The sequence below is a fragment of the Flavobacterium sp. genome, from assembly GCF_040383245.1.
Taxonomy (GTDB): domain Bacteria; phylum Bacteroidota; class Bacteroidia; order Flavobacteriales; family Flavobacteriaceae; genus Flavobacterium.
Window position 1 is genome coordinate 13,063 of the sequence record NZ_JBEIDX010000005.1, and the last position, 14,625, is coordinate 27,687.

The window sequence follows — 14,625 nt, forward strand, 5'->3', positions numbered from 1 at the left end:
CAAAGAATTCTTTGCGACTTAAAATATCGGATAAAATTAAACTTTGACTAAGCTGTTTGGCTCTACAAGAATTTCTTTTCCTTTTACATAGACCTTAATATTTTGAGATCCATCTAATGAAAAAGAAGTTTCTTTATGATTAACAACAACTTTTAAAATTTGATTTCTGAAATTTATTTTAAACGAATAGCCTTCCCATTCTTTAGGGATTTTTGGCTCAAAATGTAATGCATTATTTTTAACACGCATTCCACCAAAACCTTCTACAATACTCATCCAAGTTCCGGCCATTGAGGTAATGTGACATCCTTCTTCAACTTCTTTATTGTAATCATCTAGATCCAATCGCGAAGTTCTTAAATAGAAGGTATACGCCATTTCCATTTTATCTAATAAAGCAGCTTGAATAGAGTGAACGCAAGGCGAAAGTGAACTTTCGTGAACGGTAAACGGCTCATAAAAATCAAAATGCTTTTCTAATTGTTCTTTGCTGAAATGATCTTCAAAGAAGTAAAAACCTTGTAAAGTATCTGCTTGTTTGATATATGGTGAGCGTAAAATTCGATCCCAAGACCATTTTTGGTTAATTGGTCGTTGAGTTCGATCTAAATCATGCACTTTTACTAACTCTTTGTCTAAGAAACCATCTTGTTGTAAATACACTCCAAGTTCTTCTGAATACGGGAAATACATATTGTCTGCAACAGCTTTCCAATGTGCAATTTCGGCAGCATCTAAATTCACTTTACTCATAATTCGAGTAAAATCAGAAGTGTATTCTTTTTCTACTTTATTAATTTGTTCAACAGCATAATCAATACACCATTTCGCTAAATAATTGGTATAGAAATTGTTATTTACGTTGTTTTCATATTCGTTTGGACCAGTTACTCCAAGAATCACATATTGATTTCTGAAATTAGAGTAGGTAGCTCTTTGCTGCCAAAAACGAGCAATAGCAATAAGTACTTCCAATCCTTTTTCAGGAATGTAAGAATAGTCTCCTGTGTATCTGTAGTAATTGAAAATTGCAAAAGCAATAGCGCCGTTTCTATGAATTTCCTCAAATGTAATTTCCCATTCGTTATGACATTCTTCTCCATTCATGGTAACCATTGGATACAATGCAGCGCCGTTTGAAAAACCTAATTTGGCTGCGTTTTCAATGGCTTTATCCAATTGATTGTAACGGTAAGTCAACAAGTTTCTTGCCACCTGTTGGTCTTTGGTAGCCATGTAAAACGGAATGCAATATGCTTCAGTATCCCAATAAGTAGATCCACCATATTTTTCTCCAGTAAAACCTTTTGGACCAATATTTAATCGAGAATCTTTTCCTAAATAAGTTTGATTCAATTGGAAAATATTAAAGCGAATTCCTTGTTGTGCTTTTACATCACCATCAATGGTAATGTCACTCATTTCCCAAATTTTTGCCCAAGCAAGTTTTTGGTCTTCCGCCAATTTTGAATAACCAATTTCAAGACCCTTAGCTATTACTTTTTTAGCAGCAGCGTTAGTATCTTGGTGGTTTAGCGAAACGGTATATCCACCTAGTTTTTGAATTGCACTAGTTTGTCCTTTAGCAACCGCAACTTCATAAGTAAATTCAATGCGATCGTTAGTTTTTACCACATTTGATGGAGCGCAATTTAGATTATTGCTTTCTAACAAAATGGTATTGTGCATATAGGTTGTAGCCGTAAAATGCGTTTTAAATGTCCTAGCCGAAACAAAAGCTTCGTTCCCAGTATGAGAAACTTCTAGAGGCTCCCAAAATTTTTCTTCCCAGTTGGCATCTTCATTTTGAACTCCAGCATCAACATAGGGTTTATATACAATTTTTGCATCACCATTTAATGGAGTAATTTCAAAATTAATAACTCCCAATTCGTCAATATCTAAAGAAAGAAAACGAGTAATTTTTGCTGCAATTTGAGTTCCGTTTTGCAAAGTAGCTTCGAAAGAACGGTAGTAAATACCTTCTTTCATATTTAATTCTCTACGAAAATTTGCTACGGATTTGCATTTGGCCAAATCCAAACTTTCGCCATTGATTTCGATATTGATACCGATCCAATTTGGAGCATTCAACACTTTTGCAAAATATTCTGGATAGCCATTTTTCCACCAACCCACTTTAGTTTTGTCAGGATAGTAAATTCCGGCAATATAGCTTCCTTGAAAAGTTTCACCTGTATAAGTTTCTTCAAAATTGGCGCGTTGTCCCATAGCACCATTACCAATACTGAATAAACTCTCTGAAGATTTTACTCTTTCTTTATCAAAACTTTCTTCAATTATTGACCAATTATCTGGTTTTATATAATCTTGATTCATTATTTATTATTTTATAAAAAGGTTTTCAAACTTAATTTAGTTTGAAAATTGAACTAATTTTAATTTATTAAAGTATCTAAAAAGGCTTCATCAATAAATGTGAAGTCTTTAAAAAGATATTTCGCTTCGTGTAAAGTTGCTGCATCTCCAATACCGATACTAATCATATGGGCTGTATTTGCAGCTTGAACACCCGCAACAGAATCTTCAAAAACGATTGAATTTTCGTTAGTTGCATTCAATTTTTTTGCGGCTTGAAGAAATACTTCTGGATCTGGTTTTGCATTGGATACATCATTACCATCAACAATAGCATCAAAAAGAGGCATTACCCCAGTTTTTTCTAATATTGGTCTAGCATTTTTACTTGCCGAACCTAAAGCTATAAGTTGGTTTTTGTTTTTTAAATAATGCAAAACAGGTAATACCCCAGGAAGAATTTCACTCTCATCAATATTTACTAAATACGACAAGTACTCTTCATTTTTTTGAATAAGCCATTTGTCTTTTTCTTCTTGAGAAGCTTTTACACCCCCAAGTTCTAAGATAATATCTAAAGAACGAACTCGGCTCACGCCTTTAAGTTGTTCATTATGTTCATGTGTAAATTCGATCCCGAGTTCTTGCGCTAATTTTTGCCAAGCTAAAAAATGATATCTAGCCGTGTCAACAATTACTCCATCTAAATCGAATATAAATGCTTTAATGTTTGTCATTTTAATCTAATTATTCTGCTTTTTCTTTTACAGAAAATACAGCTAAACCAGCAATTGCCATAGAAATTCCAGCAATTACTATAATCATTATTGGAGACCCTCCAAAAAGGGCAATTAAGGTGCTACCTAATAATCCGGCAGCAATTTGAGGAATGGTAATGGTGGCGTTAAATAGCCCCATGTATACTCCCATTTTTTCTGCAGGTAAAGAGCTTGATAACATTGCGTAAGGGATTGCTAATATAGCAGCCCATGCAAATCCAACTCCAATCATAGAAAGTAATAACAGGTTTTTATCATGGATTAAGATCATCGAAATTAATCCGATTCCACCTAAAATAAGAGAAAAACTGTAGGTTTTTTTTCTGCCTATTGCTTTTGCAATACTTGGAATTAGTAATGCAAATATTGCTGCTATTGCACTGTAAAATGCAAACATTACTCCGGTCCAATCTCCAGCTTCATTAAAGCCAAGTGATTTTGCATCTACTGCATCAGGACCCCAAACTTGATTTGCAATAGCTCTTGTTGTGTAAACCCACATTAAGAAAAGAGAAAACCAAGAAAAGAATTGCACTACACCCAATTGCCAAAATATTTTTGGCGCATTTGAAATTAGTGTAAACATATTTGATTTTACTTTATTTTCTGGAGCATCAAGATCGATATTGTTGTATTCGGCATGTTCTTTTGGGGCATATTCTTTGGTTCTGAAAACAGTCCAAAGTACGCTTAGTAATAAAATACCTCCACCGATATAAAAAGACCAAATTACAGAATCGGCAACTTTTTGACCTTCAGCTGGAACATTAGCAACATTGGCTTTAGTTAAAATCCAAGGCAGTAAAGAACCAAAAACCGCACCAAAATTAATTAGCGCGCTTTGAAGTGAATAGCCTAGATTTTTTTGCTCATCATTTACCATATCTCCAACCAAAGCTCTGAAGGGTTGCATGGTAATATTGAAAGAAGTATCCATCAATAATAACATAACAGCACCAAAAACTAAAGGAGGCAATAGGTTGGTAAAGTTTCCTGCATTTGGCATAAAAAACATAGCCAAAGCGGAGATTATTGCGCCAACTAAAATAAAGGGAATTCTTCGGCCTAATCGAGTCCAAGTTTTATCACTTGATAGACCAATAATTGGTTGTACAATTAAACCTGCCAATGGAGCAGCAAGCCAAAAGTAACCGATGCTATGTACATCAGCTCCTAATGCTTCTAAAATTCTACTTGTATTACCGTTTTGTAGAGAATAGCCTATTTGTACTCCTAGGAATCCAAAGCTTAAATTCAAAATTTGCCAAAAACTTAATTTGGGTTTTTTCATTATCGTAAATTTTTAAAAATTACGATAAGCAAAATGCTTATCAAAACTCATTTTTTATTTTCGAAGTAAAAAGTATAAGTTTTGATTTGGTAAAGATATTAAAAGATTTTAGATTTAAAAATTTAGGACAAAAAAAATAAAGAAATAGCTATCGAAAACGTTTTTTGTTGATAAAATAGTTATTTTAAATGGTAGATTCTCTTTCAATCAACTCTGTTTCAATAACTTCAGTCTTGTATTGTTCTTCGTAATCTTCTTCTTCAATTTCTAATTTTTCAATTAACATTACAGCTGCTTTTTCTCCCATTTTCACACCGTTTTGCCCAACAGTTGTAATTGATGGTGACGAATATTTAGAGATAATTCCGTCTGTAAATCCAATTATTGATAGGTCATTTGGCACTTTTTTTCCTAGTCGAGTTGCGGTTTTAATCGCTGTAACAGCAAAAATTTCGTTTACTGCAAAAATGGCGTCTATTTCATTATTTAAAATTAATGCTTCGATGTGAGATTCAAAATTATCGGTATCCTCGATTTTTAAAATTAAATTTTCATCAACAGCAATATCATTATTTTTTAGGGCTTTACTATATCCTTCGGTTCTTAATTTTCCTACGCTAACATAATCAACTGTGGTGATTAGGGCAATTTTTTTATGCCCTTTGTCGATAAGAAATTGAGTAGCATTAAAAGCGGCTAAGTTGTCGTCTATGATAACTTTATCGCAAAGAATGTCGTTTGTAACTCGATCAAACATAACTACGGGCATCCCTTGATTGATGACTTCGGTAATATGGTGAAAATCTCTTTTTTGTTGGGTTTCTTTGGATAATGACATGATGAAACCATCAATACTTCCGTTTGCAAGCATTTCCATGTTAATTACTTCTTTGTCGAATGATTCATCAGAAAGACAGACGATTACGTTATACCCTTTTTTATTTGCTACATGTTCTACTCCGCTGATGACAGTGGCAAAAAAATGGTGAATGATTTCTGGTATAATTATGCAAATTGTTTTTGATTTTCTATTTTTTAAACTAAGTGCAATGTTGTTGGGTTTGTAGTTATATAATTTCGCAAAAGCTTGCACTTTTTGGCGGGTATCTTCGCTAATTTCTGAACTGTCTCTAAGGGATTTTGAAACGGTAGAAATGGAGACGTCTAATTCTTTTGCAATTTGCTTTAAAGTTACTTTTCTTTTCATGTTGCGAAAATGATAAATATTAAAAAAAAAATAAAGATATATTTATTTTCGTAATCATTGAATTTTTAAGCATAAAACTTGTAAAATTCGGAAAGTTTTCAACACGAAAACGATTTCGCTACACATATATTAAGGAGTAATTTTTTTATACCATTTATTTACATAATTTTAATCCTTCGAAGTATAAGTATAAGTTAAATAAACAATTAATTAATCTAAAAATAATTTATGAAAACAATTTATAAAAAATTGTTGTTTTTATTTCTACTACTGCCTTGCAGTATTCTTGCACAGAATGTTGTAAATGGAGTTGTTGTAGATAAAAAAACTAATCAACCAATATCAGGAGTAAATGTATCTTTAAAAGGATCAAATCAAAGCACTTCAAGTGATTTTGATGGTAAATTTAAGTTGTCCAAAGTGAAAAAAGGAGATAAAATCGCAATTTCATATGTTGGATACAAAAATGAAACTATAACTTATGAAGATCAAAAAACACTAGTAGTTTCTTTAATTGAAGAGGCCAATGTATTACAAGATGTTGTGGTCCAAATTGGTTATGGATCTGTTAAGAAAAAAGACGCAACAGGATCAGTAGAGGTTTTAACAACCAAAGAAATGAACAAAGGTTATGTTTCTACAGTTGAAGGCCTGTTAAACGGTAGAGCTGCTGGTGTTGTAGTAACACAAGGTGGTCGTCCGGGAGATGGAGCTGCAATTAGAATTCGTGGTGAATCGTCTCTATATGGTAAAAATGATCCATTAGTAGTAATTGATGGTGTTCCAATTGAAAATGGATTAAACTCAATTAACCCAAATGATATTGAGACAATATCTGTATTAAAAGACGCTTCTTCTACTGCGATTTATGGTAACCGAGCTTCAGCTGGGGTTATTATGATTACTACTAAGAAGGGCACAAAAGGAGATGTAAAAGTTAGTTTCAATAGTAACTTTACAATAAATACTCTAGCTAAAAAATTAGATGTTACTTCTGCTGATGATTTCAGAGCATTTCTTACAAATCCTGCAAATATTTCGTTTTATAATATTAATCAATCTAGAATTGATAGAATGGGAACTGCATCCACTGATTGGCAAAATGAGATTTTTTCAAATTCAGTTACCATGGATAATTTTATTTCAATGAGGGGATCATTATTCAATAAAATTCCATCATCTCTATCTATTGGAAACTCTTATATTCCAGGTATATTGAAAACGTCAAATTATGATAGAACTACAACAGCACTTAGATTAAATCCATCTTTATTTAAAGATCATTTAAAAATTGCTATTAATAGCAATATTACTATTACAAAAAACCGATTTGCTGATGAAGGTGCTATTAGAAATGCAATTACATTTGATCCAACTCAATCTGTTTATAATTCTACCGGACAAAATGGAGGTTTTTTTGAGTGGTATGATGCCTCAGGTAATCCTATCTTTTTAGGTACAGATAACCCAGTAGCTTCATTAATGCAAACTAACAATACAAATCAATCGTATCGCTATTTAGCAAATATTCAAGCAGACTATAAATTGCATTTTTTTCCAGCTATAAAATTTACGGCGATTGCTGCAATTGATCATTCTACAGGAACCAGCGCATTCGAATTAAGTAATCAAAGTATTAGTGGATTATATAACAATGGAGTAGGTTTAGGTAATAAATCTGAAGGATGGGGTACTAGTTCACAAAAATCATTAGAGGTATATTTTAATTATAGTAAAAAATTCGGTAAATTAAATATAGATATTACTGGAGGTCATAGTTACCAAAACACAAAACAAGATTCATTTAATACTGGAAATCTTAACAACCCACAAAATGTAATTAATTCTAATAATTATTACTTAAATCCAATTGTTAAATTAGAGTCTTATTTTGGTAGAGCTAATGTTGGTTTTGATAGTAAGTATTTATTAACTCTTAACTTAAGAAGAGATACTTCTAACCGATTTGATCCATCAAACCAAACTGCAATTTTCCCAGGAGCTGCATTTGCATGGGTTGCTTCAAATGAAGGCTTTTTAAAAGATAGTAAATCAATCACTAGCTTAAAATTAAGAGCTGGATGGGGACAAACTGGTCAGCAAGACATGAATTATAATTATTTTCCTTATTTGCCAACCTATTTAGGCTCAAATGTTGGGTCGTCTTATTATTTTGGTAATACTGCATATAGTCCAGTTAGTCCATTATTTTATACTACTTTATTAAAATGGGAAACCGTTACTTCAACAAACTTTGGAGTTGATTTTGAATTATTTAAAAAAGTTAAAGGAAGTTTAGATATTTTTCAAAAAGAAACACAAGAGTTGTTAGCAAAAGGAGTACCATATCCTGATGGAGCAAACCTTTCTAATAATGGTCCAAGAAACTTTGGTAATCTTATAATACAAGGTGTAGAGTTTAATTTAAATGCAGACATTATTAATACTAATAACTTCAATTGGAATCTTAACTTTAATACAAATTTTCAAAGAAGAGAAATCACAGCTACTGCAGTTGATGGAACCGATTCTCCTGGAATTCCATGGGGAGGTATTGCAGGTGGTATAGGTAATAATATACAAATGCAATCTACAGGATTTGCTCCAAGTTCATTTTATGTTTATGAGCAAGTATATGGAACAGATGGAAAACCAATTGAAGGTGCTTTTGTAGATAGAAATGAAGATGGAATTATAAATTCTAAAGATATGTATCACCATAAAAAACCATATGCTGATTTTAATTTTGGTTTAATGTCTAACATGACTTATAAAAAATGGGATTTTTCTATGGCTTGGAGAGCCAGTTTAGGAAACTATAACTATAATAATACAGATTCTTCAAGAGGATATTTAGCTCAATCAATTAGCCAAATTACTCCATTAAACAATATTAGCCCTAGTTTCTTTGATACAGGTTTTGTAAATGAAGGAAACAACAGATATTTTTCTGATTATTATATTCAAGATGCTTCATTTATTAGGTTAGATAATATTTCTTTAGGATATAATATTATAGAACCTTTTGGAAAAGATACTAATGTAAAATTATCTTTTGGGGTTCAAAATGCATTAATTATTACTAAATATAAAGGTCTAGATCCTGAAGTTTTTGGAGGGATTGATAATGTAATCTACCCTAGAGCAAGAATGTATGTTGTAGGTTGTAATGTAAACTTTTAATAAAAAATATTATGAAAAATAAAATATTAATTCTTTTGTCTATAGTTGTAACTTCAACTTTATTCACGCTATCTTGTTCGAGTGATATTGAAAAAGCCGAACAAGATTCAGATTATTTAACATCGGAAACTTTTTACCAAAACGAAGGGGCTTACAAACAATTTTTGGCAAAATTATATATGGGACTAGCTACTTCTGGCCAAGGCGGGCCAAGTGGAGCTCCAGATATTGCTGGTATTGATGGAGGTTTCGGACAATATTTAAGAGCCTATTGGCAATTAAATGAAATTACAACTGATGAAGCGATTATTGGTTGGGCAGATGGAAACTTACCTTCTTTAAATAATCATACATGGGGATCAAACAATGAATTTATTTATGCTATGTTTTCTCGAGGTATGTACCAAGTATCATTATGTAATGAGTTTTTACGTCAAACCGCTGATGATAAATTAGATAGCAGAAATGTTTCTGCTGCTACTCGTGCAGACATTGTTAATTTTAGAGCTGAAGCTCGTTTTTTAAGAGCATTTTCTTATTGGAATTTAATGGACTTTTTTGGAAATATTCCTTTCGTAACTGAAAATGATCCTGTTGGATATTTTTTGCCTCCACAAAAAGATAGAGCTTTTGTCTTTGATTATTTAGTTAGTGAATTAAATGCTATTGATGGAGATTTAAAGGCTTCTGGAGCTAATGAATATGGCAGAATAGATAGAATTGCTGCCAAAATGTTATTAGCTAAGATTTATTTAAACGCTCAAGTTTATATAAATCAATCTAAATTTACTGAAGCATCTAGTGCATTAGCATCTGTATTAAATTCAACATATTCAATTAATACTAGTTCAAGTTATGAAAAAGTATTTTTGGCCGATAATGATGTTAATGGATCACAAACAGAAATTATTTTTCCAATTCGTTTTGATGGCCTTGCCACTCAAACTTGGGGAGGTACAACTTATCTTACACATGCTTCTATTGGAGGGTCAATGAGTCCATCTGCTTCAGGGGTTGATAGCGGTTGGGCAGGATTAAGAACAAGACCTGAACTTGTTGCAAAATTTTCGGGAGATCCTAGAGGTATGTTTTATACTGATGGGCAAAGCTTATCAATTAGTAATATTGGAAATTTTACTGATGGATATGCTGTTATGAAATATAAAAACATTAAGTCTACTGGAGGTCAAGGTTCAGATGCGGCGGGACAATTTGTAGACATCGATTTTCCTTTGTTTAGATTATCAGACGCTTATTTAATGTATGCTGAGTTAGCAGCAAGAGGACAAGGAAGTATTTCTCAAGCTGTATCTTATGTAAATACCTTAAGAACTAGAGCTGGAGCTTCTTCAATAAGTTCATCAGATATTACACTAGATTTTGTATTAGATGAAAGAGCTCGCGAATTATACTGGGAGGGACACAGAAGACAAGACTTAATTCGTTTTGGAAAATATACTGGAAGCTCTTATTTATGGCAGTGGAAAGGTAATTCTCAATCTGGAACCGGAATTGATGATAAATTAAAATTATTTCCAATACCTGCTCAAGCTATAGGTTCTAATCCTACATTACAACAAAACTCTGGTTATTAATTTAATAAAATTAAAAATGAAAAATATAATTAAAATAATAGTAACGCTGTTTGTGTTTGCAAACTTCTCTTGTGAAAACTCTGAGGATTTAGTAGTTGAAGCAAATGGGTTTGAACTAAGAAAGGATGTTTCTGTAACATCACCTTTAGTATTAACTGAGGCTACAGCTGCAAATGTTTATGGAAAATTTGAGTGGGATATAGCAAATAATGGTCCTGCGACAGTATCAACTTATACTTTGCAGGTTTTTGATCATAATGATGTTTCATTGTCTAACCCTGTTACCTATACAGGTAGTGGTTTGGTAGTAAGTCCAACTTCAAGAAAAGCTACATTAACCGTAGCTGAATTCAATAAGCTTATTAATGGATTGCCAAATTATAAATGTAGTGAAATGGATATCGACATTAGAATAAAATCAACACTAGGAGGCAATGCTGTCAATGCGTTTAGCCAATATTCTAATCCAGTAAATGTAAAAGTTACAGGTTATTCTTTAAAACTCCCTGTAATGGCATTTGTTAAATCAGGAAATACACCCTCAACAGAGCCAAGAGTTGCTGCTTCAGCTCCAGCTTCAAATTCAGATTATGTTGGATATATGTATCTTGACGCGGGAAGTTATAAATTTTATCAAGGAGATGCATGTCAAGATTTTACAACATCAACTGTTTATGGTTTAGGAAGTTCAGCAGGTACCTTAATTTCAGGTGCTAGTGCACCAAGTATTTCTGTTACAACTGCAGGACATTATATTGTTAAAGCTAATTTATCAAATAATACCTATACATTAACACCTTTTACAACTTTCGGAATATTTGGAACTGCTACTAGATCTGGTCTTGGCACAGGATTGCAAGTACCTTTTAATTATGATGCAACAACTAAAACATGGATTTTAGAAATGGATTTAATTAAAGGAAGAAAATTTAAATTTAAATCAAATCTTTGGACTGGTACAATTGTTGTTCCTGCATTACCAAATCCGCCTTATGCTCCAAACACTGCTACCACTTTTGTAAGTGTTTTGGGTAAAACTGCAACACCATCTGTGTTAGTTGAAAATAGTACTGCTGGGCAAGGAGATATAACAGTTCCTGGAACAGATGATGGATCTAGAAACAGATATAGAATTGAACTTGATGTAAGTAAGGCAAGAAATTACACTTACAAAATGACAAAAATTTAGATTTCACATTATTTAAAATATTTATTAAAAGCAACAAAATAATTTAGTTGCTTTTAACTTAAAAATAACAACTATGAAAAGAATTGCCATACTATTTTGTTTTATCAACGCTATTGTATATTCACAACAAGTTACTATTTCTCCCGCCATATTTAACGTAACCGATCAAATTACAATTACCGTTTCATTTGCAAGTGCTACTTGTAATACAATGGGTACTAATCCTGCAAAGGTTTATATTCATTCGGGTATCGGTACAACTGCTAATCCTTGGTCATCAGTAGTTGGAAATTGGGGTGCAGATGATGGAGTTGGATTGATGACAAACAATGGCAATGGTACTTGGAGTATTACAATGACTCCTAGCACCTATTATAATCTTAATACTACCCAACAATCTAGTGCTGCAAGAATGGGGATGGTTTTTAGAAATGCTAATGGTTTACAAACTTTAAAATTGGCGGCTGCTTTTGGGACGCCAAGTTGTGGAGATTTCTTTTTTAATGTTGGATATTTTCAAACTACCCTATTAGTTCCTAATGAAAATAGCACTACAATAATTGCCTCTGGAGGCAGTAGAACTATTTCAGCTTCAAACACTAATGGGAATGCTAATTATAGTTTAAAGGCTAATGGAGTTGTAATTGACGCTGTTTCTAATCAAAGTAGTTATAGCTTTAATCATACTAATATTACTACAAATCAAAATTATGATTTAGTTATTTCACAAGGCACCTCAATTCAAACAAAAAAGTTTTCAGTAATTGTAACTCCTCCAGTAATTTCTCAAGCTATTCCTGCAGGTAAATTGGATGGAATAAACTATGATCCTTCTGATCCAACCAAAGCCATATTAGTTTTAGATGCACCAGGTAAAGACTTTGTATATGTTGCGGGTAGTTTTAATAATTGGCAACCAGACAATAGTTATGCAATGAAAAAGGACAATGCATCCACTAAGTTTTGGATTGAATTAACAGGTTTAAATCCCGGAATAGACTATACTTATCAATATTGGATAGTAGATCAAACCCCTGCCGCTAATTCACCGGTATTAGTAAAAACTGCAGATCCTTATTCAACATTGGTTTTGTCTTCTTATGATGATCCTAATATTCCATCATCAAAATATCCTAACCTACCTCCATTCCCTTCAAACACAGGACAAGATAGAGAAGTTACAGTTTTAAAAACAGGACAAACACCTTATGCTTGGAGTAATGCAACACTTAATTTTGTAAAACCAGAAAAAGAAAAATTAGTAGTTTACGAATTGTTAGTTCGAGATTTCGATGCAAACAGGAGTTATCAAAATTTGATAGACAGGATTGATTATTTTAAAAATCTAAAAATAAATGCTATTCAATTAATGCCAATCATGGAATATGAAGGAAATGAAAGTTGGGGATATAATACTGCTTTTCATTTAGCCAATGATAAATTTTATGGACCAGCAAATAAATTAAGAGAGTTCATCGATGTTTGTCATCAAAATGGTATCGCAGTAATATTAGATATAGCATTGAATCATGCTTATGGAAGGAATCCATTGGTAAGAATGTGGATGTCTGATTCTGATGGTGACGGATGGGGATCACCTTCTTCTGACAGTCCCTATTTTAATACTGCTGCAATGCATAGTTATAATGTAGGTAGTGATTTTAATCACCAACAAGCAAGAACAAAGACCTATGTAAAAAGAGTTGTAAAACATTGGATCGAAGAATATAAAATTGACGGTTTCCGTTGGGATTTGACTAAAGGATTTACTCAGGCATGCCCTTCAAATGTTGCCGGAGGTCAAGATGCATGTACCAATGGCTATCAACAAGACAGGGTGGATGTGCTTAAAGAATATGCAGATTACTCATGGGCTTTAGACCCTACACATTATGTGATTTTTGAACATTTAGGTACAGATAGTGAAGAACAACAATGGGCAAATTATAAAATTAATGAAATTCCAAGTAAAGGAGTGATGTTGTGGGGTAAAATGACCGACCAATACAATCAACTATCTATGGGTTTCAATTCAAATAATAATATTTCAAGAATGGGTCATTTTGATCATGGGTTTGCTGCTAAAAGAGTAATTGGATATCCAGAAAGTCATGACGAAGAGCGTTTGATGTATAAAAATGTAACATTTGGAAACAATACAAATACTTCGCATAATGTGAGAACATTAAATGTGGCACTTTCAAGAATGTCAGCTATTGCTGCAGTATCTATACTAATTCCAGGACCAAAAATGATTTGGCATTTTGCAGAGTTAGGTTATAACGATTCTATTTTTACTTGTAACAACGGAACTGTTAATACAACATCAGATGCCATAGCTGGAGATTGTAAACTAGACACAAAACCACAATTACAATGGACAAATAATTGGTTAGGAGATACAAATAGAAGTGCGATTTATAATAATTATGCAAAAATTATAGATTTAAAAAAGAATAACCCTGTATTTAGTAAAGATTACTCAATTAATTCGGGAACAACATTGCAGCCAAAAATATACATATATGATAATGCTGCATCCTTAACTACATTAAAAAATGTGGTGGTTTTATCAAATTTTAATGTTACTACAATTAATGTTACACCAAACTTCCCTTTTACAGGAACTTGGTATAACTTGATGGATAATACTCCGATTACAGTAAATAACACCACTGATACAATTAGTATTGAGGCAGGAGGATTTAGAGTTTATGGAAACCAACCTGCAAATTTAAGTACCGAAAATATAAATTCGTTATCTTCAATTACTTTATCTCCCAATCCATCAACCGATTTCTTTTCAATTAATTATGATCTAGCTAAAGTGAATATTTACTCAATTACAGGTCAATTAATGAAATCTTTTCAAAATAAATCAAAAACGGATCTTTATGAAATTTCAGATTTGAATAATGGATTGTATTTGGTAAAAGTATTTGACATCAACAATAATGAAAAAACTTTTAAATTAATAAAACAATAATACGAGTTGAAAAAAGAATTCAATTTATTAATTATTCATTATGAAGGTATTAAATGATGTATTTATTAACACTACA

8 protein-coding genes are annotated in these 14,625 nt (G+C 32.3%); 4 read left to right on the top strand and 4 right to left on the bottom strand.

Annotated elements, in window-relative coordinates:
* Nucleotides 1–36: 36 nt before the first annotated feature.
* From mdxK to ABWO08_RS03605, 4 genes are all read right to left on the bottom strand, one after another.
* Complete coding sequence (gene mdxK, locus ABWO08_RS03590) at nt 37–2,340, bottom strand: maltose phosphorylase MdxK (RefSeq protein WP_353083686.1); 2,304 nt, start codon at nt 2,338–2,340, stop codon at nt 37–39.
* Between the two features lie 59 nt (nt 2,341–2,399).
* Nucleotides 2,400–3,056 carry a beta-phosphoglucomutase gene (gene pgmB / locus ABWO08_RS03595; RefSeq protein ID WP_353083687.1) on the bottom strand — a complete coding sequence of 219 codons (657 nt, stop codon included), beginning with the start codon at nt 3,054–3,056 and terminating at the stop codon, nt 2,400–2,402.
* 10 nt (nt 3,057–3,066) lie between these two features.
* The gene (locus ABWO08_RS03600; RefSeq protein WP_353083688.1) at nt 3,067–4,389 is read right to left on the bottom strand and encodes an MFS transporter; all 1,323 of its coding nucleotides are present in this window, start codon (nt 4,387–4,389) and stop codon (nt 3,067–3,069) included.
* Nucleotides 4,390–4,573: 184 nt separating this feature from the next.
* Entirely contained in the window at nt 4,574–5,596 is a 1,023-nt protein-coding gene (locus ABWO08_RS03605) for a LacI family DNA-binding transcriptional regulator (protein ID WP_353083689.1), read from the bottom strand.
* Nucleotides 5,597–5,824: 228 nt separating this feature from the next.
* Between ABWO08_RS03605 and ABWO08_RS03610 the strand changes: the two genes are divergently transcribed.
* The 4 genes from ABWO08_RS03610 (at nt 5,825) to ABWO08_RS03625 (ending at nt 14,549) form a co-directional block, all read left to right on the top strand.
* Nucleotides 5,825–8,779: a SusC/RagA family TonB-linked outer membrane protein gene (locus ABWO08_RS03610; RefSeq protein WP_353083690.1), complete on the top strand. Its 2,955-nt coding sequence runs from the start codon at nt 5,825–5,827 to the stop codon at nt 8,777–8,779.
* An 11-nt stretch (nt 8,780–8,790) separates the two neighbouring features.
* Entirely contained in the window at nt 8,791–10,374 is a 1,584-nt protein-coding gene (locus ABWO08_RS03615) for a RagB/SusD family nutrient uptake outer membrane protein (RefSeq protein WP_353083691.1), read from the top strand.
* A 16-nt stretch (nt 10,375–10,390) separates the two neighbouring features.
* On the top strand, nt 10,391–11,563 hold the full coding sequence (locus ABWO08_RS03620; protein WP_353083692.1) for a SusE domain-containing protein: 1,173 nt from the start codon (nt 10,391–10,393) through the stop codon (nt 11,561–11,563).
* Between the two features lie 73 nt (nt 11,564–11,636).
* A complete protein-coding gene (locus ABWO08_RS03625; protein WP_353083693.1) occupies nt 11,637–14,549 on the top strand; it encodes an alpha-amylase family glycosyl hydrolase in 2,913 nt (970 codons plus the stop codon).
* Nucleotides 14,550–14,625: the final 76 nt, after the last annotated feature.

Excerpts from the sequence above, each read along its gene's own strand:
- ABWO08_RS03625 (WP_353083693.1), top strand. The coding sequence starts at position 11,637 with ATGAAAAGAATTGCCATACTATTTTGTTTTATCAACGCTATTGTATAT.
- ABWO08_RS03605 (WP_353083689.1), bottom strand. The coding sequence starts at position 5,596 with ATGAAAAGAAAAGTAACTTTAAAGCAAATTGCAAAAGAATTAGACGTC.
- ABWO08_RS03600 (WP_353083688.1), bottom strand. The coding sequence starts at position 4,389 with ATGAAAAAACCCAAATTAAGTTTTTGGCAAATTTTGAATTTAAGCTTT.
- ABWO08_RS03615 (WP_353083691.1), top strand. The coding sequence starts at position 8,791 with ATGAAAAATAAAATATTAATTCTTTTGTCTATAGTTGTAACTTCAACT.
- mdxK (WP_353083686.1), bottom strand. The coding sequence starts at position 2,340 with ATGAATCAAGATTATATAAAACCAGATAATTGGTCAATAATTGAAGAA.
- ABWO08_RS03620 (WP_353083692.1), top strand. The coding sequence starts at position 10,391 with ATGAAAAATATAATTAAAATAATAGTAACGCTGTTTGTGTTTGCAAAC.
- ABWO08_RS03610 (WP_353083690.1), top strand. The coding sequence starts at position 5,825 with ATGAAAACAATTTATAAAAAATTGTTGTTTTTATTTCTACTACTGCCT.
- pgmB (WP_353083687.1), bottom strand. The coding sequence starts at position 3,056 with ATGACAAACATTAAAGCATTTATATTCGATTTAGATGGAGTAATTGTT.